This is a genomic window from Xenorhabdus stockiae (assembly GCF_002632825.1).
GTDB lineage: Bacteria > Pseudomonadota > Gammaproteobacteria > Enterobacterales > Enterobacteriaceae > Xenorhabdus > Xenorhabdus stockiae.
This window is the reverse complement of the sequence record NZ_NJAJ01000007.1, coordinates 1-26,435: the sequence shown is the minus strand read 5'-3', so window position 1 is coordinate 26,435 and position 26,435 is coordinate 1. Positions and strand designations below refer to the sequence as shown.

21 protein-coding genes, 1 pseudogene and 1 riboswitch are annotated in these 26,435 nt (G+C 41.1%); of the genes and pseudogenes, 12 read left to right on the top strand and 10 right to left on the bottom strand.

The features are described from left to right. Positions 1-144: 144 nt before the first annotated feature. The 9 genes from Xsto_RS04635 (at position 145) to fbaB (ending at position 13,508) form a co-directional block, all read left to right on the top strand. Positions 145-1,353: an MdtA/MuxA family multidrug efflux RND transporter periplasmic adaptor subunit gene (locus Xsto_RS04635; RefSeq protein ID WP_099124221.1), complete on the top strand. Its 1,209-nt coding sequence runs from the start codon at positions 145-147 to the stop codon at positions 1,351-1,353. Then, positions 1,353-4,535, top strand: a complete 3,183-nt coding sequence (locus Xsto_RS04630) for an MdtB/MuxB family multidrug efflux RND transporter permease subunit (protein ID WP_099124220.1) — start codon at positions 1,353-1,355, stop codon at positions 4,533-4,535. Before Xsto_RS04635 ends, Xsto_RS04630 begins: the two co-directional genes overlap by 1 nt. Beyond that, positions 4,532-7,630 (top strand): multidrug efflux RND transporter permease subunit MdtC, encoded by a 3,099-nt coding sequence (gene mdtC / locus Xsto_RS04625; RefSeq protein ID WP_099124219.1) that lies wholly within the window; start codon positions 4,532-4,534, stop codon positions 7,628-7,630. The genes Xsto_RS04630 and mdtC overlap by 4 nt, the downstream gene beginning before the upstream one ends. 8 nt (positions 7,631-7,638) lie before the next feature. Continuing rightward, the gene (baeS, locus tag Xsto_RS04620) at positions 7,639-9,042 is read left to right on the top strand and encodes an envelope stress sensor histidine kinase BaeS (RefSeq protein WP_099124283.1); all 1,404 of its coding nucleotides are present in this window, start codon (positions 7,639-7,641) and stop codon (positions 9,040-9,042) included. Beyond that, entirely contained in the window at positions 9,042-9,740 is a 699-nt protein-coding gene (gene baeR, locus Xsto_RS04615) for an envelope stress response regulator BaeR (protein ID WP_099110868.1), read from the top strand. Before baeS ends, baeR begins: the two co-directional genes overlap by 1 nt. An 85-nt stretch (positions 9,741-9,825) precedes the next feature. Further along, positions 9,826-10,170, top strand: coding sequence for a YegP family protein (locus Xsto_RS04610; protein WP_099110867.1), 345 nt, complete (start codon positions 9,826-9,828; stop codon positions 10,168-10,170). 210 nt (positions 10,171-10,380) lie between these two features. Beyond that, complete coding sequence (gene trhP / locus Xsto_RS04605) at positions 10,381-11,757, top strand: prephenate-dependent tRNA uridine(34) hydroxylase TrhP (RefSeq protein ID WP_099124218.1); 1,377 nt, start codon at positions 10,381-10,383, stop codon at positions 11,755-11,757. A gap of 135 nt (positions 11,758-11,892) precedes the next feature. Further along, positions 11,893-12,165, top strand: a complete 273-nt coding sequence (locus Xsto_RS04600; RefSeq protein ID WP_099110865.1) for a hypothetical protein — start codon at positions 11,893-11,895, stop codon at positions 12,163-12,165. Positions 12,166-12,458: 293 nt separating this feature from the next. Next, positions 12,459-13,508, top strand: a complete 1,050-nt coding sequence (gene fbaB, locus Xsto_RS04595) for a class I fructose-bisphosphate aldolase (RefSeq protein ID WP_099110864.1) — start codon at positions 12,459-12,461, stop codon at positions 13,506-13,508. 77 nt (positions 13,509-13,585) lie between these two features. Here fbaB and thiD read toward each other — a convergent pair whose 3' ends face one another. From thiD to Xsto_RS04580, 3 genes are all read right to left on the bottom strand, one after another. Next, on the bottom strand, positions 13,586-14,383 hold the full coding sequence (thiD, locus tag Xsto_RS04590) for a bifunctional hydroxymethylpyrimidine kinase/phosphomethylpyrimidine kinase (protein ID WP_099124282.1): 798 nt from the start codon (positions 14,381-14,383) through the stop codon (positions 13,586-13,588). Between the two features lie 86 nt (positions 14,384-14,469). After that, a riboswitch (TPP riboswitch) is annotated at positions 14,470-14,562 on the bottom strand. A gap of 142 nt (positions 14,563-14,704) precedes the next feature. Further along, on the bottom strand, positions 14,705-14,914 hold the full coding sequence (gene cspE, locus Xsto_RS04585) for a transcription antiterminator/RNA stability regulator CspE (protein WP_038269841.1): 210 nt from the start codon (positions 14,912-14,914) through the stop codon (positions 14,705-14,707). A gap of 788 nt (positions 14,915-15,702) precedes the next feature. Continuing rightward, entirely contained in the window at positions 15,703-17,064 is a 1,362-nt protein-coding gene (locus tag Xsto_RS04580; RefSeq protein ID WP_099124217.1) for an amino acid permease, read from the bottom strand. Between the two features lie 472 nt (positions 17,065-17,536). Between Xsto_RS04580 and Xsto_RS04575 the strand changes: the two genes are divergently transcribed. Next, positions 17,537-17,917: a helix-turn-helix domain-containing protein gene (locus tag Xsto_RS04575; RefSeq protein ID WP_099110862.1), complete on the top strand. Its 381-nt coding sequence runs from the start codon at positions 17,537-17,539 to the stop codon at positions 17,915-17,917. Positions 17,918-18,004: 87 nt separating this feature from the next. On the opposite strand, the gene Xsto_RS04570 is transcribed toward Xsto_RS04575, so the two are convergent. Together Xsto_RS04570 and Xsto_RS04565 are read right to left on the bottom strand one after the other, a co-directional pair. Next, positions 18,005-18,847 carry an N-acetylmuramoyl-L-alanine amidase gene (locus Xsto_RS04570; protein WP_211284286.1) on the bottom strand — a complete coding sequence of 281 codons (843 nt, stop codon included), beginning with the start codon at positions 18,845-18,847 and terminating at the stop codon, positions 18,005-18,007. Positions 18,848-19,056: 209 nt separating this feature from the next. Then, the gene (locus tag Xsto_RS04565; RefSeq protein ID WP_099124215.1) at positions 19,057-20,511 is read right to left on the bottom strand and encodes an alanine/glycine:cation symporter family protein; all 1,455 of its coding nucleotides are present in this window, start codon (positions 20,509-20,511) and stop codon (positions 19,057-19,059) included. A gap of 1,370 nt (positions 20,512-21,881) precedes the next feature. On the opposite strand from Xsto_RS04565, the gene Xsto_RS04555 reads away from it, so the two are divergent. Both Xsto_RS04555 and Xsto_RS04550 read left to right on the top strand, forming a co-directional pair. Next, positions 21,882-22,361 (top strand): PliI family lysozyme inhibitor of I-type lysozyme, encoded by a 480-nt coding sequence (locus Xsto_RS04555; protein ID WP_099124214.1) that lies wholly within the window; start codon positions 21,882-21,884, stop codon positions 22,359-22,361. 234 nt (positions 22,362-22,595) lie between these two features. After that, positions 22,596-22,973, top strand: coding sequence for a hypothetical protein (locus Xsto_RS04550; RefSeq protein WP_099110857.1), 378 nt, complete (start codon positions 22,596-22,598; stop codon positions 22,971-22,973). Positions 22,974-23,163: 190 nt separating this feature from the next. On the opposite strand, the gene Xsto_RS04545 is transcribed toward Xsto_RS04550, so the two are convergent. From Xsto_RS04545 to Xsto_RS22815, 5 genes and pseudogenes are all read right to left on the bottom strand, one after another. Beyond that, positions 23,164-24,291, bottom strand: a complete 1,128-nt coding sequence (locus tag Xsto_RS04545) for an RNA ligase RtcB family protein (RefSeq protein WP_099124213.1) — start codon at positions 24,289-24,291, stop codon at positions 23,164-23,166. Positions 24,292-24,629: 338 nt separating this feature from the next. After that, the gene (locus Xsto_RS04540; RefSeq protein WP_099124212.1) at positions 24,630-25,028 is read right to left on the bottom strand and encodes a VOC family protein; all 399 of its coding nucleotides are present in this window, start codon (positions 25,026-25,028) and stop codon (positions 24,630-24,632) included. Between the two features lie 156 nt (positions 25,029-25,184). Then, positions 25,185-25,640 carry a GNAT family N-acetyltransferase gene (locus Xsto_RS04535; RefSeq protein ID WP_244590336.1) on the bottom strand — a complete coding sequence of 152 codons (456 nt, stop codon included), beginning with the start codon at positions 25,638-25,640 and terminating at the stop codon, positions 25,185-25,187. A gap of 51 nt (positions 25,641-25,691) precedes the next feature. Then, the gene (locus Xsto_RS04530; protein ID WP_099124211.1) at positions 25,692-26,171 is read right to left on the bottom strand and encodes a hypothetical protein; all 480 of its coding nucleotides are present in this window, start codon (positions 26,169-26,171) and stop codon (positions 25,692-25,694) included. Positions 26,172-26,341: 170 nt separating this feature from the next. Further along, positions 26,342-26,435: pseudogene (locus tag Xsto_RS22815) on the bottom strand (IS982 family transposase); the annotation flags it as partial.

Here is a 26,435-nt window from a genome sequence, read left to right as displayed (position 1 = left end):
TATCTCATTGACACAATTTCCATATTTTCTCCATGATTGGCAATTTCTCTCCAAGTACACTAATTAAATATATATTTACACTAATTTAGCATAAGATGCATGCGTGGCTGATTACCGATGCAATATTAAGAGAATGTCGAATATATGAGCAATAAACGTCGTACCTACTTTTTTTGTTTTGCTGCGTTAGTCGTTGTCATCGCAGCAATTTTCTTTGCATGGAACCATTTCAAAACATCACAAAAGTCCGGCCCACAACAGAATTTAGCAACAGTACCACCCCGCCCTGTTCAGGCAGCTACCGCTAAAATGGAATCCGTTCCCCACTATCTGGTCGGGTTAGGAACAGTTCAGGCGGCAGATACTGTCAATGTCACCAGTCTGGTGAGCGGGCAATTAATTGCCCTGCATTTTATAGAAGGCCAACAGGTGAAAAAAGGGGATTTACTGGCAGAAATTGATCCCCGCCCTTATCAGGTCAGGCTGGCAAAAGCACAAGGCCAATATGTTAAAGATCAGGCAATGCTGGCCAATGCTGAGCAGGATTTATCCCGCTATCAACAATTGGCAAAAAGTAAATTAATTTCTCAACAGGATCTAGATAAACAACACGCTTTAGTTCGTCAATATAAGGCCGCCCTCAAAAGTGATCAGGCAGAGATTGATGAACAAAAACTCCAATTAGCTTACAGCCGTATCACGGCCCCCATTTCAGGTCGCGTCGGTCTGAAACGGATAGATGTCGGTAACTACATCTCTTCTGGGGGAGAAAAACCGATTGTCGTCATTACGCGCGTTGATCCAATCGACGTGCTGTTTTCTCTGCCTGAAAACGATCTCAGTGCCATACTGAAGGCACAGAAAAATAATACGATACCTGCCGTCATTGCCCGGGATCGCAATAACCAACTGCAATTAGCACAAGGCAAACTACTCAGCATCGATAACCAAATTGACGTTGCAACCGGCACCATAAAAATGAAAGCCAGATTTGATAATCAGGATAACACCCTGTTTCCAAATCAATTTGTTAATATCCAAATCAAAGTAAATACGCTGGATAACGCCATAGTCATCCCTGATGCTGCATTACAGATGAGTGGCAGCGGTCACTTTGTCTGGCTGGTAGGTAAAGATAATAAGGTTAAAAAGCATAACATAACCATCGGGCTGCAAAATGATAATCTGGTTATTATCAACAGCGGTCTGTCCGTTGGTGATCGGGTAATAACAGACGGTATTGATCAGTTGACAGAAGGAGCGGCTGTTGAAATTGTTAAGTCTCTGCAACCAAAATCAGATAACAGCAACGATAAATCAGCTAAGTCAAACGGTAAGGTGGAGAATAGTTAATGCTTTCTGATTCTCCGGTGACAGGGGGCGGTCCATCCCGCTTGTTTATACTGCGTCCAGTAGCAACGACGCTGTTTATGATTGCAATTTTGCTTGCTGGTATTCTCGGCTACCGGATGCTGCCGGTTTCTGCATTACCACAGGTGGATTATCCGACTATTCAGGTTGTTACACTCTATCCTGGTGCCAATCCTGACGTGATGACCTCTGCCATAACAGCCCCACTGGAACGCAGATTCGGGCAAATATCCGGCCTGAAACAGATGTCATCACAAAGTTCTGGTGGAGCTTCTGTTATTACGCTGGTCTTCCAGCTTTCCCTGCCATTGGATGTTGCAGAGCAGGATGTGCAGGCTGCAATTAATTCAAGTATCAATTTGTTACCGAATGACCTGCCCTACCCTCCTATCTACAGTAAGGTGAATCCGGCTGATCCACCGATTTTAACTCTGGCCGTGACTTCTGATGCCTTACCAATGACAGAAGTGCAGGATATGGTGGAAACCCGTGTTGCTCAGCGTATTTCTCAGGTTGGTGGTGTTGGTCTAGTGACACTGGCTGGCGGGCAACGCCCTGCTGTCCGCGTGAAGTTAAATGCACAGGCCATAGCCGCGCAGGGGCTGGATAGCCATGCCATTAGTAATGCGATTGTCAGTGCGAATGTGAATTCACCAAAAGGCAGTTTTGATGGTCCAACGCGGTCAATTACCTTATCTGCTAACGATCAGATGAAATCCATTGATGATTACCGCAACTTAATTGTGACCTATAAAAATGGTGCTCCGGTTCGTCTGCGTGATGTTGCTACCATTGAGCGGGAAGCAGAAAATACGAAACTCGGTGCATGGGCAAATGAAAAACCCGCCATTGTTATTAATGTTCAGCGTCAGCCGGGCGCTAATGTTATTGAAACCACGGATAATATTCGTAGCGTATTGCCAGAGCTGATAAGCAGCCTGCCTAAATCGGTTAAAGTTGACGTTCTGACGGATCGTACTGTCACGATCCGCGCTTCCGTTAAAGACGTGCAATTTGAATTATTGTTAGCGGTTGCTCTGGTTGTCATGGTGATTTACCTGTTTTTGCGTAATGCCACCGCGACCTTAATCCCAAGTATTGCCGTTCCGCTTTCACTTATCGGCACATTCGCAGTAATGTATTTCTGTGGTTTCTCCATTAATAACCTGACATTGATGGCATTGACCATTGCAACTGGCTTTGTTGTCGATGATGCCATCGTTGTTATCGAAAATATTTCCCGTTATATCGAGCGAGGAGAAAAACCGCTTGCCGCTGCGCTCAAAGGAGCGGGCGAAATCGGCTTCACTATTATTTCACTGACTTTTTCTCTGATTGCCGTTTTGATCCCGCTGTTATTTATGGGGGATATTGTAGGGCGTCTATTCCGGGAGTTTGCGATCACACTCGCGGTAGCAATTTTAATTTCAGCCGTTGTCTCACTCACCCTGACACCAATGATGTGCGCACGAATGCTGAAAGCAGAATCAGACATTAAACATAATCGTTTTGAACAAGCCTGTGAGCACTTTTTTGAATGGATAATTGCGATATATAGCGTATGGCTGAAACGAGTCCTGAACCATCCTTGGCTGACACTCGGTGTCACACTCGGCACTCTGGCTCTGACCGTTCTGCTCTATATTGTTATACCTAAAGGATTTTTCCCGTCACAGGATAATGGATTAATTCAGGGAACACTGGAAGCACCACAGTCCATTTCTTTCAGTGCCATGGCAGATAAACAGAGTCAGGTAAGCGCATTACTGCTACAGGATCCGGCGGTGGAAAATGTGACTACATTCATCGGCGTTGATGGCAGTAACCCTACGCTGAACAACGGACGTCTGCAAATTACGTTAAGACCTTTCGACCAACGTCATGACAGAATTGAGGATATTATCCCGCGCCTACAGGCCCGGATAGCCAAAGTGCCTGATATCACCTTATATCTGCAACCGATTCAGGATCTGACTATTGATACCCAGCTTTCCCGTACGCAATATCAATTTACGCTACAGGCCACTTCTCTTGATGAATTAAACATCTGGGTACCTAAGTTACAGGAAGCCCTGAAAAAGCGTCCTGAACTGGTCGATATCAGCAGCGACTTGCAAAACAAGGGATTAGTCGCTCATATCAATGTAAATCGTGATATGGCCAGCAGGCTAGGTATTACGATTGCTGCGATTGATAACACGCTATATAACGCCTTTGGTCAGAGGATGATCTCAACCATTTATACGCAGTCAAATCAATATCGGGTTGTACTCGCGCAGGATACAACACACTCTCCCGGCATTGATGCTCTCAATGATGTCCGGCTTTTAAGTGCAGATGGTAATATCGTACCTCTGACTGCTATCGCCACGATTGAACAGCGGCTGGGATATTTATCCATTAATCACCTGCAACAATTTCCTGCAACCACATTTTCATTCAATGTGGCACAGGATACCTCTCTGGAAGCAGCCGTTAATGCCGTGAAGGAAACAGAACATGCCATTAACATGCCTAAAGATATCAATACACAATTTCAGGGAGCAACTCTGGCATTCCAGAATGCGCTGAGTAATACCTTATTGCTGATATTGGCTGCTGTTGTTGCCATGTACATTGTGCTCGGAATATTGTACGAAAGTTTTATTCATCCAGTAACTATCCTGTCAACACTGCCCACTGCGGGAGTCGGCGCATTGCTGGCATTAATGCTGGGAGGCTATGAACTGGATATCATTGCCATCATCGGGATTATTTTGCTGATCGGTATTGTGAAGAAAAACGCCATTATGATGATTGACTTTGCGCTGGCAGCAGAACGCGAGAAAGGTATGTCGCCTTACGATGCTATTTTTCAGGCCTGTCTCCTGCGTTTCAGACCGATTCTGATGACAACAATGGCGGCACTGTTAGGCGCATTACCATTGATGCTTAGTACCGGTATCGGTGCTGAATTGCGCCGTCCATTAGGTGTCAGCATGGTAGGCGGTTTGATTATGAGCCAAATTCTGACTCTGTTTACGACTCCGGTCATTTATCTGCTATTTGACAGACTGGCGCACTATTACAGAAATAGGCAAGGCAGAAATAAACAAAACAGACATCAGGATGATAATCAAACAGCATTAGCGCGTTCTTCTACTGATCATCAGGAGCCGTTGTGAAATTTTTCGCCTTATTTATCAAGCGGCCTGTTGCAACCACATTATTGAGTGTAGCTATCACACTATGTGGGGCATTCAGTTTTATTCTATTGCCAGTATCCCCTCTGCCACAAATCGACGTTCCGGTGATTGGTGTTTCAGCTTATATGCCCGGCGCATCACCGGAAACAATGGCCTCCTCTGTCGCAACCCCACTAGAGCGATCACTTGGCAGAATTGCGGGTGTTAAAGAAATGAGCTCCTCCAGCTCATTAGGCTATACCTTCATTTATCTGCAATTTGAACTGAACCGGGATATCAATGGAGCTGCCCGGGATGTACAGGCTGCGATTAATGCTGCGGAAAGCCTTTTGCCTTCAGGGATGCCAAGCCGCCCAACCTACCGCAAGGCAAACCCCTCCTCTGCTCCCATTATGATCCTAACGCTTACATCAGACAGTTATGGTGGTGGGCAGTTATATGATATCGCCTCGACACGTCTTGCCCAGAAAATCTCACAGATAGAAGGTGTCGGTCAGGTCAGCGTTTCTGGCAGTTCATTGCCTGCAATAAGGGTTGAACTCAATCCCAATGCCCTGTTCAGTAAGGGGATCTCACTGGATGACGTCCGCACTGCAGTCAATAATGCTAATGTCAGAAATCCGACTGGACATGTTGAGACAAGTGAGTACAACTGGCAAATACAAACTAACGATGAAATTAAAAAAGCGGATGACTACGCTTCTATTATTGTCGATTATCGTGACGGCTCACCTGTTCGCTTAAAAGATCTCGCAACAGTCAAAGAGTCTGTAGAAGATATCCGCGCCTCAGGTATGTCCGGTAATAAACCGGCTATTGCCCTGATTATCCGGGGGGAACAAAATGCGAATATCATTGAAACCATCAATAAAATTCGTGCAGAACTCCCTACTTTACGAACCTCAATACCCGCCAATATTAAACTTACTGTTGTACAGGATCGCTCTCCCACTATCAGAGCTTCCCTGTATGAAGTGGAACGAGCGCTTTCCCTTGCCGTTGCACTCGTTATTCTGGTTGTTTTTCTGTTCCTGCGTTCAGGGCGTGCCACTCTTATTCCAGCAATTGCCGTTCCGGTTTCACTGATTGGCACATTTACTGCGATGTATTTATGTGGTTTCAGCCTGAATAATCTCTCACTCATGGCTCTGACCATCGCAACGGGTTTTGTTGTGGATGATGCCATTGTTGTGCTGGAAAATATCTCCCGTCATCTGGAAGCCGGGATGAAACCTGCACAAGCCGCGCTTAAGGGTGTAAGAGAAGTGGGTTTTACCGTTCTTGCCATGAGCCTGTCTCTCGTGGCGGTTTTTATTCCCCTTCAATTGATCGATGAAATGCTCGGCAGGCTGTTCCTTGATTTTTCCATCACACTCGCAACGGCGATAGGCATTTCTTTATTTGTGTCACTCACCTTAACTCCTATGATGTGTGCATACCTGCTAAAATCTTCGCCTGAAAAATCACTGAAGAAAACCCGCGGTTTCGGTAAAGTTTTTCTCAGGTTCCAGCAATATTATGGCCGTTCATTAAAATGGGTTCTTAACCACACACGCTGGGTTTTATTGATGCTGATCGGTATTATCGTCCTGAATGGCTGGCTCTATATTAATATTCCGAAAACCTTTTTTCCCAGACAGGATACGGGTCAATTACTGGGTTTTGTCGTTGCTGATCAAAGTATTTCTTTTCAGGCTATGCAAAAGAAGATGGAACATTTTATGCAAGTCATTAATGCTGACCCGACTGTTGAAAATGTGACAGGCTTTACCGGTGGCGACAGCATGAATGTCGGTTTTATGTTTATGTCATTAAAGCCTGTGAGTGAACGTACAGAAAGTATCGATAAAATCATACTTCGTTTACGGGAGAAATTATCTCACGAACCGGGAGCTGAGCTGTATCTGATCCCTGTGCAGGATCTCAGATCCGGCGGTGGCGGCGGAGGTAATGCCAAATCTATTTATCAATTTAATTTACTGTCAGACGATTCTGATGCGCTTCGTAAATGGGCACCTATTATCCGCAAGGCATTGAAAACGTTACCCCAGTTGACGGGCGTTAATTCTGATGACGACGATAAAGGTTCTGAACTGGCGATTACCTATGATCGTGATCTTATGGCCCGTCTTGGTATCAGCGTTGCTCAGGCGAATAGCCTGCTTGGAAACTCTTTCGGGCAACAACCGATTTCAACGATTTATCAGCCTCTCAATCAATATAAAGTGGTGATGGAAGTGGCTCCTGAATATAACCAGGATATCAGTGCACTGGAGAAAATCTTTGTCATTAATAAGGAAGGAAAACGTATTCCGTTCTCTTATTTTGCCAGCTGGCGGCCAGCTAATGCGCCATTAGACATTTATCATCAGGGGCTTTCGGCAGCTTCTACGATCTCATTCGATATTGCGGAAGGCTATACGATGTCTGATGCAGTGAGTGCGATAGAAAGAACAATGACTGAACTCAGCGTTCCATCCGCTGTGCGTGGCTCTTTTGGCGGTACTGTGCAAGATTTTCAGGAAAGTCAGCGTTCACAGTTATTGGTGATCCTTGCGGCTATCATTACTGTTTATCTGGTTCTCGGGGTATTGTATGAAAGTTATATTCACCCACTGACAATCCTTTCTACCCTTCCGTCTGCCGGAATTGGCGCTTTACTGGCACTGGAACTCTTCAATACGCCATTTAGCCTGATTGCCATGATTGGCATTATGCTGCTGATTGGTATCGTGAAGAAAAATGCCATTATTATGGTGGATTTTGCTCTTGAAGCTCAGCGTAACGGGCAACTCAGTGCGCGGGAAGCAATATTTCAGGCCAGCTTATTAAGGTTCAGGCCAATCATGATGACGACTCTTTCTGCTTTATTCGGTGCCTTACCTTTGGTACTGAGCGATGGTGCTGGCGCTGAGTTACGTCATCCTCTGGGTATCACGATTGTTGGTGGGCTGGTGATGAGCCAAATTCTTACGTTATATACCACCCCTGTCGTTTATCTGTCTTTTGACAGACTGCGTGAGAAGTGGCAACAACGCCGTTTAGCAAAATTTCAGAGAATAAAATCGTTGTGAAATTGCGGATAAAAGCCGGGATCAGCGGCAAACTGTTTTTGGCTATTTTTGCTACCTGTATGCTGGTATTAGTGACAATGCACTGGGGCATTCGCCTGAGTTTCCAGTATGGATTCATCGGTTATATTCAGCAGAACAGCCAGCTACGTGCCAGAATGCTGGCCGAAGCATTAACAGAACAATATCAGCAATATGGTAACTGGGATTTCCTGACTCAAAATGATCGGGCCATCTTTAAAATTATCCAAAATATCGAACAAAACAGTGATAATCGGCAAGAACTGTCTCCCCGTGCTTGGCGCTCCCAGTTCTGGGTAGTTGACAGCCATATGCACCGGTTAGTGGGTCATTCTGACAATATGTCGGAAGAAACTTACCGCGTTCCGGTAAATTACCAGAATAAAGTGGTCGGTTGGGTTATTGTCAGTACTTCGGACAAAATTACCCGTCAGGCTGATATTCGTTTTGCTCAGCAGCAACAGCTGACCAGTTGGATTATCGCTGGTTTCTCTACTATGCTGGCTCTGATTGCAACTTTCGTTTTATCCCGCATTTTCTTGAAACCGGTCAAGCGGCTGGTGGAAGGCACTCATAAACTGGCTTCCGGTGATTTCAGCGTGCGTGTTGCATCATCCGATCAGGATGAAATCGGGCAATTAGCATCAGATTTTAATCACCTTGCCTGCACGCTGGAAAAGAATGAACAAATGCGCCGGGATTATATGGCAGATATCTCCCATGAATTACGCACTCCACTCTCTATTCTGCGTGGTGAGCTGGAAGCCTTACAGGATGGGGTCCGTCAGCCGACAGCAGAAACTATCCAGTCGTTACTGACAGAAGTTACCATTCTGACAAAATTAGTGGATGATTTACATTTGCTATCCCTGACGGATCGCGGTTCTCTGACTTATCGAAAAGAAAGGGTTAATGTCAATAAGCTCCTGCAAATCGCTGCCGCTGCCTATCGTGGACGTTTTGCCGATAAACAAATTGCGCTGGAGTTATATTTACCGCAAAACACAATAGTATTTGCAGACCCTAAGCGATTAACTCAGCTATTTCATAATTTGCTGGAAAATAGCCTTCGCTATACTTCTGATCACGGAACAGTGCTTATCCACGGATATGTGAGCCAGCAAAAATGGGTTTTAAACTGGCAAGATAGTGCTCCCGGTCTTACTTCTGAACAATGTCAGCGTATTTTTGAACGTTTCTACCGTTGCGAATCTTCCCGCAATCGAGCCAGTGGAGGCTCTGGTTTAGGTCTGGCAATCTGCTACAACATTATTGAAGCGCACAATGGTCTTATTTATGCTGAAATATCACCTTTAGGTGGTATTCAGATTCACGTAGAATTACCCTTGTTCAAATTTTCTGAACAGAAAACACCAAATAAGATATTGAAATAATGAGTGCACAATATACCGTTCTGATCGTTGAAGATGAACCTAAGCTGGGGCAGTTACTGGTTGATTATCTACAAACTGCAAATTATCAAACACAATGGTTGGTGCGCGGTGATGAGGTGGTTGCTCATGTCCAGCAACACCAGCCTGATATTATTCTGCTCGACCTGATGTTACCCGGCCTTGATGGGTTATCTGTCTGTCGGGAAATTCGTAAATTTTCAGATATCCCCATTGTGATGATGACGGCTAAAACTGAAGAAATTGATCGGCTGCTGGGGCTGGAAATTGGTGCGGATGATTACGTCTGTAAGCCTTATAGCCCACGCGAAGTCATTGCCAGAGTGAAAACTATTTTACGCCGCTGCTATCGTCCGCAGGATATCGTCAGCGAACAGGGAGCACTGACGATTGATGAAAACCATTTTCAGGCTCGCTACCTTGAACGGGTGCTGGATCTGACTCCAGTTGAATTCCGGTTACTTAAAATCATATCCAGTCAGCCCGGACGTGTTTTTTCCCGTGATCAACTGTTGAATAATCTCTATAACGATCATCGTATTGTGAATGATCGAACAATTGATAGCCATATAAAAAATCTACGCAGAAAATTAGAACAGCTGGATGAAGATAAATCTTTCATTCGCTCAATTTACGGGTTGGGATATCGCTGGGAAGCAGAAATTTGCCGCCTGATGTAAGTTACCTACTATTATTAAAAAAATTCACCTGCATAAATTTCAGGCTAAACTTAATCTGATAATTACCCAATCAGGAGAATTTCTTATGGCTATTGGTCACTATGATCTTAAGAAAGCGAAGAACGGGCAATTTTACTTCAATCTGGTAGCAGCAAATGGTGACATTATTCTCAGCAGTGAGATGTACACCACTAAGGCTGCCGCCAATAAAGGTATCCACTCGGTGCAAGTCAACTCTCCGGATAAAACCCGTCATGAAGTGAGGAAAAATAAATCTGGCAAAACATATTTTGTCCTGAAAGCCAGAAATCACCAGATTATTGGTATTAGTGAATCTTATGGTGATGAAACAACAATGAAAAAAGGAATGCAGTCTGTGATGAAAACCGGGGTAACAGATAAAATACGGGACTTGACCAAAGGAAGTTAGTTGTAGCTCGTTAATAGCGCCGCATCCGCGGCGCGTTTTTGTCAGAATATCCATTCCCCATATCTATTTCCTCTGTATCTATGATATGTACCTTGTAAGACGATCTTGAAAGATAAAAGGTATAAGAGCTAAAATCCCCTCTTTAACCTTACCTTTAGTAATGATATAGGGTAAGGTCTGATTTGAACTCAGACTGAGAACGCTAATAATATGTTTACTCCAGAATTACTTTCACCCGCCGGCTCCCTGAAAAACATGCGTTATGCCTTTGCTTATGGCGCAGATGCTATCTATGCCGGGCAGCCCCGTTACAGCCTGCGTGTTCGTAACAACGAATTTAACCATGAAACACTGGCTCAGGGGATTAAAGAAGCCCATGAATTAGGCAAACGTTTTTATGTCGTTGTCAATATTGCCCCACACAATGCAAAACTGAAAACCTTTATCCGCGACTTGAAGCCTGTGGTTGAAATGGGGCCAGATGCACTAATTATGTCCGATCCCGGTTTAATTATGATGGTGAGAGAAGCCTTTCCTGAAATGGATATCCACCTTTCCGTACAGGCAAATGCAGTTAACTGGGCAACGGTGAAATTCTGGAAACAAATGGGCTTAACGCGGGTGATTCTCTCACGTGAGCTTTCACTGGAAGAAATTGCAGAAATCCGCCAGCAGGTGCCTGAAATGGAGCTGGAAGTTTTCGTACATGGCGCACTTTGTATGGCTTATTCAGGCCGCTGTTTACTATCGGGCTATATCAATAAACGCGATCCTAATCAGGGAACCTGCACGAATGCCTGCCGCTGGGAATACAATGTGCAGGAAGGCAAAGAAGATGATACAGGCAATATCGTTCATACCCATGACCCTATTCCGGTTAAAAATATTGAGCCGACACTAGGACAGGGAAATCCGACGGATAAGGTATTCATGATAGAAGAAGCCAAACGTCCGGGGGAATATATGAGCGCATTTGAAGATGAACATGGCACTTATATCATGAACTCCAAAGATTTGCGGGCAGTGGAGCATGTAGATCGTCTGACTGGCATGGGCGTACATTCGCTGAAAATAGAAGGCCGCACTAAATCTTTCTACTATTGTGCCCGTACAGCTCAGGTATACCGCCGTGCCATCGATGATGCCGTTGCCGGTAAACCGTTTGATCCAACCTTAATGAGCACGCTGGAAGGATTAGCTCATCGTGGTTATACCGAAGGCTTTTTGCGTCGCCATACTCATGATGCCTATCAAACCTATGAATATGGTTATTCAGTATCAGAGACGCAACAATTTGTCGGAGAATTTACCGGCAATCGGATCAACGGGCTGGCTGAAGTAGCAGTAAAAAATAAGTTCCTCGTTGGTGACAATCTTGAAATTATGACGCCAGCAGGCAATATCAACTTTGTACTGGCATCAATGACAAACAAAAAAAATCAGGTTGTCGAAGTTGCTCCGGGTGACGGTCATATTGTTTACTTGCCTGTTCCTGAAGAAATTGAACTGAATTACGCGCTGCTTATCCGTAATCTGAAATCGGGTAATACCCGAGCACCTCATACAAATACAGTTCCTAAAAAATAATTCAGTATGAATTTTACAGAAATAGTTCCATTTTTTTAGAAACAGATCACATCAATACTATTTTATTTCTCGTATCATCCATTCTGAAAAATGAAGAACTAAAAAAGTTTCACTGTAAGACTAGGAACCACCTCCTTGGCTAGCTCAATCTCCCTTGGGCTAGCCTTTTCTTTTCCTGAAAATTTTAAAATTCAAAAAATCATCAGTAATATCAGCAAGAAAAAATCATTAACTGAATTACTAGTTATTGAGTTTATCCAGTCAATAATAATTATCTCACTACCCATTACAAAATTAATTGTAAATAAAAAAATCGGTTTGAATAAATATCACTCATATTTATTCAACATACTGAAGGAATTTTTAGAAAAACACCTTGAGATAGTTATTTCCAACAGAGTCGATTGATATTATCTCACTATACACATGCATGACAGGAGGGAAATAATTAAATTTTAATAAACATAACATTAACTATGAAAAATATACCCAATGGTTCCAAGTTACATCGCAGCGACAAGGGAATGAATCCAGGCCATTGGATGACTGGAAATGAGTACAACCAACAAAGAGGCAACTTGAAAGACGACGGGTATAATCTCAACTGAAGCGATCCACTACATCTTCCCTTCCTGCTCACCTTGTACTCCATGCAAATATAAACAACAATCAGTAGCGCCTTTTGCAAACTGGAGTTAAACATGACTGATATCGTGAAGTTGTTAGGAAAAGACGCAGAAAGTTTATTGCAGCATCAATGTTCCACTATTCCACGTGAAAATCTCTACATTCCGGGTGCAGATTTTGTTGATCGTGTAATGATCGAAAACAATCGGCCAAACGCGGTATTGCGCTCAATGCAAACTTTATTTAATCATGGGCGTCTGGCAGGAACTGGTTATCTTTCGATTCTGCCGGTTGATCAGGGAGTTGAACATTCAGCCAGTGCCTCTTTTGCAGCAAATCCGCTCTATTTTGACCCCAAAAATATTGTTGAATTAGCAATTGAAGCAGGATGTAACTGCGTTGCTTCGACTTATGGTGTTCTGGCATCTGTTTCCCGCCGCTATGCCCATAAAATTCCATTTCTGGTGAAACTGAATCACAATGAAACTCTGACCTACCCCGCTGAATATGATCAGACTTTATATGCCAGCGTTGAACAGGCATTTAACATGGGTGCAGTTGCAGTTGGTGCAACGATTTATTATGGTTCTCATGAGTCACGCCGCCAGATAGAAGAAATTTCTGCTGCTTTCGAACGTGCTCATGAATTAGGAATGGTCACAGTACTGTGGGCATATTTACGTAATTCTGCCTTCAAAAAAGATGGCGTTGATTACCATACAAGTGCCGATTTAACCGGTCAGGCAAACCATCTGGCAGCCACTATCGGTGCTGATATTGTTAAGCAAAAAATGGCGGAAACTAATGGCGGTTATACTGCTATTGGTTTCGGGCACACAGATAAACGTGTCTATACTGAATTAACAACAGAACACCCTATCGATTTAGTTCGCTATCAGTTGGCTAACTGTTACATGGGGCGTGCCGGCCTAATCAATTCCGGCGGAGCTTCTGGTGCCAATGATTTGAGTGATTCAGTCCGTACTGCGGTCATCAACAAACGCGCTGGAGGCATGGGGTTAATTCTTGGGCGCAAGGCATTTAAGAAGTCAATGAAAGAAGGCGTTGCCCTGATCCACTCAGTACAGGATGTCTACCTCGACAAAAGCGTCACTATAGCCTGATAAAATCAGGATAATTAATTGAATAATAAAGAAATTAGATATGGGGATAGCTATATCCCCATTTTCACGGTCAGTAACTACCACCATTGATGGAAATGATGTACCGGCCCTATCCCTTTTCCCACGTCTAATTTATCTGCCTGCACTAAGGCATTTTGTAAATAAGCTTTTGCAACTGGCACTGTACTCTGCCAATCTTCATAACGTGGTCGTAATGCAGCAAGAGCCGCCGACAAAGTACAACCCGTGCCATGTGTATTGTGGGTATTAACTCTGGAAGCAGTAAAACGCCATTCTCCTTCAGGCGTAAACAACCAGTCAGGACTTTCTCCGTCAGCCAGATGCCCCCCTTTCAACAGAATTGCCTGACAACCCATTGATAATAATTTTCGCCCTTGTTGCAACATTTCATCTTCTGTTTCCGCAGAAGAACATTTCAACAGTGCTGCCGCTTCAGGTAAATTGGGAGTAATTAAAGAAACAACAGGTAGTAGTAACTCTGTCATAACTGTGGCAGCTTCTTCCGACAGTAACGGATCTCCACTCTTCGCCAGCATCACTGTATCCAGTACAGTATAAGGAACTGGGTAACGTTGCAGCATTTCCGCGACAACTTTTACATTAGCAACATTCGATAACATACCAATTTTAATACTGTCTATCCTGACATCTGAAAGCACAGACTCAAGTTGAGTAGCAAGGAAACTGGGGTCAATATCGTAAACTGCTTGCACTCCAGTGGTATTTTGCGCAACGAGGGCGGTAATCACAGTTGTGCCATAAACGCCAAGTGCAGAAAAGGTTTTCAAATCGGCTTGAATGCCGGCACCACCGCTAGGATCAGTTCCTGCAATGGTCAATGAATGAATTGACATGATGATGATTCCTGCGACCAGCTCAGGAAAAGCGGCAATCAAAATACCCACTCTCTTTCAAGTTGCCTTTCAAGATCTGTCGGATATGGGATATACCGAGACTTCCCTACGCTGGCATTATCCAGATCAGGTAATACGGGTACTTCTCAGTTCAATTAAGAACGCCCCGAGCCAAAATAAAAATCACTCTATTAGTATCCCAATAGAGTGATATTTGCAATATGTTATCGTTAAATAATGAAACAGATTAACGATATATATTCAGCTGGCAATGAAAATACCAGCAAAAATAAATTTATTACTTTTAATTACTTTTTATTACTATAAAGTTGTCACGTTTGCAGCAGCTGGACCTTTAGGACCATCCTGAATTTCAAACTCAACTTGTTGGCCTTCAGACAATGTTTTAAATCCATCTTTCATAATTGCAGAAAAATGTACAAATACATCTTTGCTGCCATCAGCTGGAGTAATAAAACCAAAACCTTTAGACTCGTTGAACCACTTCACAGTACCAGTGATTTTTGCCATTTCAAAAATTTCCTTTGAATCACTTTATTAGCCGATTGGCATTAAAAAGAAACGAACCCGTATTCATTGCTGCTATTCATTAACAGAAATAGTACTTCGTTTACCCATGTGTTTTATCACATACTCTTTATATAATCGCAAGCCATTTTTTTCAGCGGCACGAGCTAAAGCACATATTTCAAATTATTAATATCTGCTTTTTATTTAACGTCAACCAGAAGTATTTATATTACATAACACCATGAATTAAAAAAGAAATAGAATTTTAACCCTTGGAAAGTATTTTGATTTTTTTGATATATAATTCTGTTTATCACGCTTATTAAGAGATACAGCAGAGAGTTATAACTTTTAAACTTTATTGAAGAAGCGATAAAAGAATGGAGTATATTTGTTAACACCTGAGAGTGTAATATGACTGCTCCAAATTCAGCTGTTTTATATTTTGTATATCCTTTATTAAAGATTGTTCAGTTGAATTCCCTTTTATTCAATTTATAGACGTCCTTTATTATTTAAATATGTCAGAAGCTGACTTCATGTTTATAGCCCAAGAAGAACTGAGCTTTAAGCAGCCTATTACACGGATATTAGTTCAGTGCAAACATGTTATGGAGAAAAATGGATAACATTCATTTTATATGCAATTTTTGTAGTTTAAATTTTCACATAGTTTTCTCATGTAATAAAATTTTGTTATCAGGGATTAATAAAATTAGATTCATTATAAAAAAATCAGCCGGGCATATGCCCGGCTGATAAAGTATACTCATTTTAAAACTATCAAGTTATGTCTTTGCTTTATTGGATCTGGAAAATAAATAACCAACCCACAATGCTCCAATCCAGAATGGCATGAGGATAACAGATATACGTATATCAGGTATCGTCAGGATAATAATAAGAATACAAGCCAGAAATATCAGACACAGGAAATTACCAAATGGATACCAGAATGCTCTGAAACTTGTTTTAACCCCTTCGGCATCCTTTGCAGCCCGAAATTTCAGGTGTGACACACAAATCATAATCCAATTAATAACTAAGGTTGTCACTACCAATGCCATCAAAAGCTCAAATGCCTTACCCGGCATAATATAGTTAATTAATACACCTATCGATGTCGCCAAAGCTGACAATGCAATTGATAAAACCGGAACACCGCGCTTATTCACTTTGGTCAGAATACGTGGTGCATTCCCCTGCTTAGCCAAGCCGTATAACATTCGGCTGTTACAATAAACGCCGCTATTATAAACCGACAGCGCTGCAGTCAGCACGACAACATTCAAGGCATTAGCAACCCAAAAGCTATCCAAATTATGGAAAATCAGAACGAATGGGCTTCCACCCTCAACAACTTTTACCCACGGGTAAAGAGACAACAGAATGAACAACGAACCGATATAAAACAGTAAAATACGATACACAACCTGATTAGTTGCCTTCGGGATATTTTTTTCTGGATTTTCAGCTTCTGCCGCCGTAATTCCTACGGTTTCCAATCCACCGAATGAAAACATAATTACGGCCATTGCTGTGATCAGACCCGCAGCACCATTAGGCATGAAACCGCCATACTGCCATAAATTGCTTACGCTGGCCTGCGGCCCTCCTGTTCCACTAATGAGTAAGTAAGAACCGAAGAGGATCATGCCGATAATAGCTCCGACTTTAATCATAGAGAACCAGAATTCTGCCTCCCCATAGAGCCGGACATTAATTAAATTGACAGAATTAATCACCACAAAGAATATTGCTGCTGAAGCCCACGTTGGGATTTCAGGCCACCAGTATTGAATATACATACCGACAGCTGTGAGCTCCGCCATTCCAACCAGTATAAACATAACCCAGTAATTCCAACCGGATAGAAAACCAGCAAAATTACCCCAATATTTATAAGCAAAGTGGCTAAAAGAACCTGCTACTGGCTCTGCAACAACCATTTCCCCCAACTGGCGCATTATCAGGAATGCAATAAAACCACTAATAGCATACCCAAGAAGCACTGAAGGCCCGGCCATTTTTATCGTTTGGGCAATTCCCAAAAATAACCCTGTCCCTACTGAGCCACCGAGTGCAATAAGCTGAATATGCCTGTTCTTTAAACCACGCTTAAGCGTCGACTGTTGTATATGCCCCGTCATCTAGTCCTCTTATTTCGATAATTATATCCGTCGTCTTTCAGGCCATTTCTGTGTTGGCTTAGTTTACTCACCGCTGCAATGCAGCCCGAAATCCATTGGGTATAGAACCTGTTTAAACTATTTTATTTGTCGTTTTGGACCTGAACTGGCTGAAGAAACCTTAGATTCCTTCAATTTTTGCGCGATCTATCATACCCAAACTACTCTGACACTAATTGCTATCGTGTCAGACTCTGATTTTGACTCAATATTTAGTCTACTCATTCAAATCAGATGAATATTAAAACATCATTCACAAAGAATAAATACCGGAAACGCATACTAATTCACTCTTCATCCCTTTGTGATTGTAATGCATATTCAGGCCCGATAAGAGCAAAATTAACTCTCGATTGTCGATTATGTATAAAACTAAAATCTTGAAAAGAAGTTGTGTATACTTCCCATCACCTTTAACCAATTTATAATTGTAATGCCACAGGATAATCACTTAGCACTTGTATGCGCACTGAGTAAATGGATAGAAAACCACCTTGGTCGTGTCATCCATCTTGAAGAACTTGCTGCTTACTCTGGCTATTCGCTTTGGCACATGCAGAAAATATTCAAGGAAGTCACCGGGATCTCACTGGGTAAATACATACGTCAACGTCGGCTGGCTGGTGCTGTACATCTTCTGAAGAACAGTTCCCAACCCATTTTTGATATTGCGCTGGATTTCGGCTTCGGCTCTCAATCCCACTTTACTTATATGTTCCGTAAAGAATATGGCATTACACCTTACGATTTTCGTCAAAGTACAGATATAGAGCTTGAAGTTAAACTTCCATTACACCTGTCTTACAATTGCTAATCATAAGATAAATTATGCGGCCTGACGTCAATATCAGGCCGCTACTTTACTAACTTCTCAACCATCTTCCTTAGTACCGTAACGAGATTAGTTTTCATTTAATTTATACTTTTCAACTAAGGCTAATGCTATCGCTTCCGTTTCTGCATCGGGATAACCCTGAATATCTGATGGACGAAAATGCATCTGAAATGCCCGGATCGTTTTATGCGTATGCACATCCAGATAGCCTGTCTGAGGAATAGAATACCCATAAACAGCCAGTGCTTTTTGTATTCTGATAACGGGAACAGGCGTATCTGGCGCTCTGTCAGCTAAATATTTACTTACCGTATCAACATCAGGCCAGGCCCCGATCCCTTCTTCATAAAGAGTATGCCATGGAAAAACAGGCCCGGGATCTTCTTTCCGAAGTGGGGCGATATCACTATGACCAACCACATTTACAGCTTCAATTTTATGCCTACGGATAATATCTTTTGTCAGTCGGATCAAGGCATCTATTTGTGTTGGATGATATTCACACCACTCTTTTTTAAGAAAGTATTTTTTAAATCCACAATTAACTATTTCTATGCCGATAGAATAATTATTTAAATTTTTATATCCCCTCCACTCACTTCTGCCAGCGTGCCAGGCTTTTTCTCCCTCAGAAGATAATTGAAAAATAATCGGTTCATTATTTTTATATTTGGGATGAGCGGGAATCAAATACTGGACACTGACATTACCGCCAGTCAGAGCCCGTAAAGAACGCTTCTCATTCAAGGCCGTATAATGTATAACCAAAAACTTAACTGATTCAATATTCTTTTTTGTCGAATACGAATAAAAATGATCAATAAGATAATCATTCCTTTCTTCCAATGGGGATTGCCGACTACAACCAATCAATAGCGTAATAAACACACCTACTAAGATTTTTCTCATCATATTTATACAATAACAGAAGAAAAATTGAATAATGTCACTATATAGTAGATGAAACTAGAATAGATGCTGTCTTTTTATCGGCTGGAATGCTATGCGTTATACCATTTTTACAATAACATAAAAGCCGGACTTCCATTTGAATCTGGAATATCCGGCTAATATGTTTATCCATTTTATTTTACTAATAATGAATATTGGTCTTAATTTCAGCTATTACGTTTTTGATTCTTCTGAGCCGGCTCATTATCCCAAATGCCTTCTTCAATCTGCTTTTGGAGTTCCGGATACATATTAATATCAAATGTTGGTAACTGCCCTGCTTTTCTCTGCTGGTTATAGTCTTTAGCCAATTTCAGCGCAATGCCTGATAACAAGAAAATAGCTATCAGGTTCACAATAGCCATACAGGCCATGGATACGTTTGCCATATTCCAGACTAAAGGCACTTCCGCCATTGTACCGAACATCACCATGGCTAATGCTGCAATACGTAAAATGAATAAACCAGCAGTATGGTTACGTTCGAGGAATATCATATTACTTTCAGCATAAGCATAGTTAGCAATAATTGATGTAAAGGCAAAGAAGAAAATTGCAATGGCAACGAAAGTTGTTCCCCAATGACCAACCGCGGAGGATAGCGCACGTTGCGTCAATTCAATTCCGCTGATAGCAGTAACATTCTCATTAAGGATGCCTGAAGAAAGAATAATGACTGCTGTAGCACTACAGATAACGATCGTATCCATAAATACCCCCAACATCTGCACATACCCCTGAGAGGCCGGATGTGGCGGATATGGAGAAGCAGAAGCCGCTGCGTTTGGTGCAGACCCCATTCCCGCTTCATTCGAGAACAAACCACGCTGGACGCCCTGAAGCATCGCCTGGGAAATACCATAACCCAATGCTCCTGCCACAGCTTCCTGAAGACCAAAAGCACTCTTAAAGATTAATGCAAATACTTCCGGAATACGTTCAATGTTGTGACCTACAACCCAGAATGCCAGAATTAAATATGCACCCGCCATAAATGGAACAACTAATTCAGCAACCCGCGCGATTGAGCGCAAACCGCCAAAAATAATCACACCACTAATAATGACTAATACAATACCCACATATAATGGATTGATATCGAAGGCAAAAGAAGCTGCTTGTGCAATTGAGTTTGCCTGAACGGCATTAAATACAAGACCAAACGCGATAATAAGGAAGAATGAAAACAATACACCCATCCACCGCTTCTTCAACCCTTTCTCCATGTAGTAGGCTGGGCCACCACGATAATTTCCCTGATCGTCTTTCGTCTTGTACAACTGAGCAAGCGTGCTTTCCACGAAGGAAGTTGCCATACCAATAAATGCAACAACCCACATCCAGAAAATAGCCCCAGGACCGCCAGCAGTCAGTGCAATCGCAACTCCGGCAAGATTCCCGGTCCCTACGCGCGCCGCAAGGCTAGTACATAAAGCCTGAAAAGATGAGATGCCGGATTTATCTGATTTCTTGCTGTGTTTCAGGACTGAAAACATGTGGCCAAAATGGCGAAGTTGTATAAAACCAAATCGTATAGTGAAGTAAAGGCCAACCCCAAGAAGCAAGTATATTAATACGTAGTCCCAAAGAATGTTGTTAATGAAGTTAATCAGATCCGTCAAGATATTTTCCCCTTACTATTAGCAAACATTAGCTGACCATAATCAGTATCCGTCTAAAATTTATTGTGCTTAATATCCTTTATTATTAACAAGTAACACAATTCTGCGAATGAGACACAGAGATACTAGCCAGTAAAACGAAAAGAATGTAACACAATATCTATTTCAATGGGTAACTTTTAATGAAATTTTTACATTTACTTTAGCGTTTATGAACATTTGCACTAAGTTACATTCATGCGAACGGCCCTATTTTAGCCCTGTCAATCATACTTAATGACGAATAAATGGTCTGTTTTGTTTATATCATCTGTATTTAAGATGAACATCTTACGAAACAATCAGGATACAAAAAAGAAACAAATAGCAAACAAAAATCAACTTTTCCAAAAGGAATTAAATATAAAACGCTTATAAAAGCTTCTTTTAATCACTGCCCGCATGTCTAATCGATAGAAAATTAATTGTTTATTTTACAACCTATTAATGTAGTTAATCTCTCAACACAACAATAATTACATTCATTAAAAACACTAAAATAACGACAAAATTTAATGTTGAAATCTCTTAAATTTAAGAAAACATATAGCAATATCTTTCTTCAAATGAGATTATTAAATTTTAATGCTGTGATAATTGGAAAAAGCCACCATTTCATATTAAGATTTTCACTTGTTATTTTTTACATAAGAAATAAAAACAATAGGTTAGCAAGATATTAATATTCCACTATCTGGCCATCAGATAATCTGCTAGTGAGGTTATGATTGATGTTAGAAAGAAAAAGAAAAAATCCAGCGGATAACATACTGCCAAAACGGGTATATAGGGGAAAATCTAAATACGAGTACCATCCAGCAACAGGCGGTTCTATCTCAATTTGCTGTTTAAATTCGCCGCTGTCTGTTATCTGGAAAGAGTACAACAAGATTGTAGAAAAAATTGAAAAAAATAGTACTTAGCCCCCTGTTTATATCAAAATTAATAAAACGGGAGTCTTCACTCCCGTTATTTTCAAACTATAAATAATCAATGGATGATATAAATGTGGTTATTTATATAATCACAGGCTATTCTTGCCGAAGAAATTTTATTAACTCTATCAAAATCCATCTTACATCATGGAATGTTTTCGGTTAATTTATATCTATAATCATATTTTTCAAACAACCAATTAAACATAAAAAATAATAATGATTATAGTTAAGTCTGCATGCACTTGGCGCCTGTTTATCCGACATAATCTGCTTGATTTTTACTTTTCTACCCAACACTATCGTCTTTAAAAATCCATGCTACGATATAAATTCGCCTATCAGCTTCTGCTATTTTTACTTTGAAGCAACACATTAACCAATGGAGTATTGTCGATGCTTATAGTTAAAAAAATAAAATTTTCCGTACTCGCAACACTGCTTACCTTATTATTATCATCTCCAGCCTTTGCCAAAGATGGTGTATTGATTAATTTACCTGATAAAAAATTTGCAGTTATTTCAGTCGGTGATCTGGAAAGTGCATCCATAGGTAGTTATTCCATTGCTGTTTTCCAGGATAAAGAGCTAACAGAATTCACCACTGGTGCCGTTTTTTCCCGCAATGGCTCAATATTTGAAGATGACGGAAAACCAAGAACAACATTTGCTGATATTGATGGTGACGGGAATAAAGAACTCATTATCTCTAAACTCACCGCAGGCTCAGGGAATTACCTTGAAGTAGATGCTCTCAAGATTACCGATAAGGATGTCAAATTACTGACCCGCATCAATACTAATAGTACGAATAATATTATTAGATTACTTCGTAATCATTGTAAGAAAGAGCAATGCTTAAAGCAGGAACAGTGATAACACCTGAATCAGTTATTCAATGCCCATAAAATGTAAGGCAAACGATAGATAATGTACTATTGTTAATGTTATCACCACCATACCCAATGGATTTCGAGTTGCATCGCGGAGGAAAGCAAGTTATTCCCTCCGAAAACATGGCTTACTATATAATCGGGGTGAGCATAGCCAATAAAAAGCAACCTGAAAGGCGATGGGTATACCACGGTATAGCTTGATAAAGGGGAATCTATGAAACGTCTTTTATTATCATTTTTTTTGCTACCGCTCTCGTTCTTCTCTTATGCCGCACATACAAATCAGGACAAAATTGCTGAAACCTATTGTGATGTGTTTGGCAAAGCTTCCGTAGAGGCATTTAAAACTCATGACTCGCCAGATGTGATAGCGCAAAATGCATTAAATGCTTTACATAAGAAAGGGTTAACCCTGAAAGAAATCCAGTCTAATAAAAATGAATTTATTGCAACAATTAAACAAACTGTTGCTGAAGTCAGAGAACATAAGCCAAAATTTCCGAGCAACCACCATTTTGATGAAACGCTGGCTAAATCAGTTAAAGATTGTAAGGTTCAGATAAAGCATGTTTTATCCCAACATGCTCGCTAATTAAATGCGGAGCGACGAAGATTCGCCGCTCCGCATATACTAGTACTCTTGCAAATTACCACTTTATTCGCAGCGGTATCGTCAGTTATGCTTCTGGAGTGCACTTTTATTGCGGCAACTTATTCTGGAATTCATTGAGTATATTTAGTTCAAGGCTCCAGGGCAAAACAGTACAAAAGGATTTATGGAATTACTCTTGGTTTTTTCTGGTCTTGTAAGTCAATACAGGCTTAAGCCGTGCTACCAATTTTACCAAACCTGTTTGTACCATAGCATCCATTACGCCACTAATAGGCTTATAGGCTTCTGGCGCTTCCTGAAAAATCAGCTGATTATCCAGACAAACCACACGACTGCCCAATGCGGTACGCGAAAGTTGTTGTGCATTATAACGCCCGGCTAAACGTGATTTACACTCATTACGTCCCCATTTACGACCAGCACCATGAGCAAGAGAAAAAAGACTTTGTTCAGTTGCTACCGGTTTCACTAAATAGCTATAGTCCCCTCGAGAACCCGGAATAACGACCAATCCCTGATCAGAAGGTGTTGCACCTTTGCGATGTAGCCAGCCATCAATTCCGTCAATAACACTGGAGGTGAGCAAATTGTGTGAAACATCCAGTAAACAGCGCCCTTCAGCTCGCCAGCGCCCCAGCATCCGTTCAGCAATTAACTGACGGTTAAGGTGAGCATAATCGAGAGCTTGTTGGTGTTGCTGAAGATAATGCTGCGCCTGTACACTGGACGCCTCCAACCCTTTATGCCCATACTGGCGAACATGCTGTTCAAGGATCATTTGCCCCATCCCGCGTGAACCGCTGTGTACCAACAATAAAAGCTCTTGTTTATTAAGTTGCCATGTTTCAAGAAGTTCAGGCTGATAAATTTCATCTATTTGCTGCAATTCAGCAAAGTGATTACCACCACCAATCGTCCCCGGTAAATAGCAAAAATATTCGGCCATATCCTCTGGCAGTTCATCTTCTTCCAAAGGATTATCGATAGAACCGAGTTTTTTCTCCAGTTTATCTAACGACCATTTATTCAGCACTAAATCTGTTTTCCACAACGCCATACCACACCCAATATCATTGCCGATGAGTGCAGGATAAAAACGTGACTGTGAGAAAAATGCCGCGCCAACCGGATAACCTCTACCCGGATGCAGGTCAGGCAAACCGACCACACGTACCATATCAGGAAGTTGTGCTGTTGTTTCGAGTTGCTGGATGGCCTTACCTTCCAGCCAGGTATTTTCTGCTGCAATAATCTGGATATGCGATTGTGGTGCAGCCGAATATAATGTATTGCCCATAGATCAATCCTATGATCGATAAAAATAATAAGAGTTATGGTTCAGGCTGTCCTAGCCAAAGCAATACCAGATGTAAAAATCTTAGTAATTAGCTACAGACTGGCCCGAAAAGAGTCATTGTTACTGTCGTCATTATATTTTCTCCTTTCAGTCGTTAATGTAGATTAGTCAATATATAAAATTGAAGTTAGGCATCATACTCTAAATATGGATCAGATTACCAGTGATTTATTTAATTCACACTCAATAATTTAAAACCAATATCAAATAATAATTCCAACATGTGATCAAAAACATAACTTTATGCTTTTAACCACATATTGAAATTAATAAATCCCTTAAGCAGTCCATTCTCTATTTTGTAGAACTACTCTATAACCATCTATATCTTCAAAGGTTTTTCCCACCACATCCCAATAGTCATTATATGATTGAACCACCTTAAAACCTGCATTTATCATACGCTCACAGCATTGTTCCCAAACACTATTTTCACTAAAGTAAAAAACTAGCAGATTATCTTTTGTTGGTACTCTTCCAACAACAGTTCCTTGATGATGCGTAAATTCCAAATGATAGCTGTGTTTTTCATGCCCAATGATTGAACCATCAAAGTTATTATGCCCCTGAAACGCACCTAATAGCTTAAACCCCAATCCATTAACATACATATCTGTAATTTCTTTAAGATTATCAGTTGGCCTGGCTACTCTTAATATTGATGACCTTGGGATCATTATATTCTCCATAATTTATTTTAAAGTTTTTATATTTTTTACTAAAAAGCACGTACACTCTAAAACCTTAACCTAACTTTAGGTCAAGCCACATTTATCAGAATATTTTTTGGATATATAGAAAATAAAATTGATAGAATATTTATTCTTTGAGCATCAATTTATTTTATAAAAAAATACTAACTCGGGATCATCTTCATCAAGGTTTTCTATATAACCACTTTTCCTAAAGCCCGCCTTGTTTAATAATGATTGCATCGATTTATTAGATTGGTTCGTAGATGTGAATAATTTTGGACAAGAACAAATTGATTTTAGGTAGTTGATAAGTTGTAAGCCAACGCCTTCCCTTCTGTTTCTTTCTCCAACCACCAGCATCTCAATAAAAGCATAATCAAAAAAATTATAATGCAGTACACCATAAGCAACTACTTCACTATCTAACTTTACCAAATAGCAAAATTGACTCTTGACCCAATTTTTAATTTGATCTAACCGGCGATTATCATACAGAGCAACTGGATCGATTCTGGTAAGAATATCGATATCAGGCATATCAGCACGCCGGATGTAGAGTATTTTGTCTTTTTGGTCATCGTCCAGATTCATCATAATGTCCCACCTTTAGAGCCTTCACCTTTAAAACGACATAATAGTAATTGTTTAATTACCGACTCTCGTACATCTTCCCAATACAGCATTCACCGGACTAAAAGGATCATTACTACTCAAAGTAGCTACCACTCCTGACTGTTTAGTGCCTACCAGATAGGAAAAATTTATGTTGTCCTTAACGGAATCATAAATAACCTCTTTATTGTCTCTTGAACCAAGCTCCACCTTAGCACCAAAATAACCCCATGCTCCTTCAGGTTTTACTCTCGGTGGCATATTAGGATAGAGACTAACACCTATGTATTTTCCGTTTGCTTCCGCCCTCACCTTCATCATGACTTTAGGAAAATACCCGGGAGGAAATTTTTTGTGGTTTTTGGGCTCCCTGAATATGTATGCCGGGTACAAATAACAGGAATAATTACCATTACGGATATCGAGCTTACCATCAGCAATGGTATAAACTCCGGTATCTGCCAGTAAGTAACCCGGAAACAACAGTAATGCAACGGCCATTTTCTTTAACATCTGTCACCACCTGTCATGACTCAAATGATTCAAGTATAGCTTTGACGTTAAATAACATATAACTCGATACCTGGGCTTTATGCTCTCAACTAGTCACAAATTTCTATCATAGACTGCACTCAAACAGTATTACGAGAAAATGTAGGATTTTATTTTTTAGGTAATTAACCTCAGCTTCGCTTAAAAATAGCGATCTCATTATCCCGTAGATTCAAGCTCGGTTTTTTAGGTTGGAATGTATAAGCAATAAGGCCAGCAGCAACT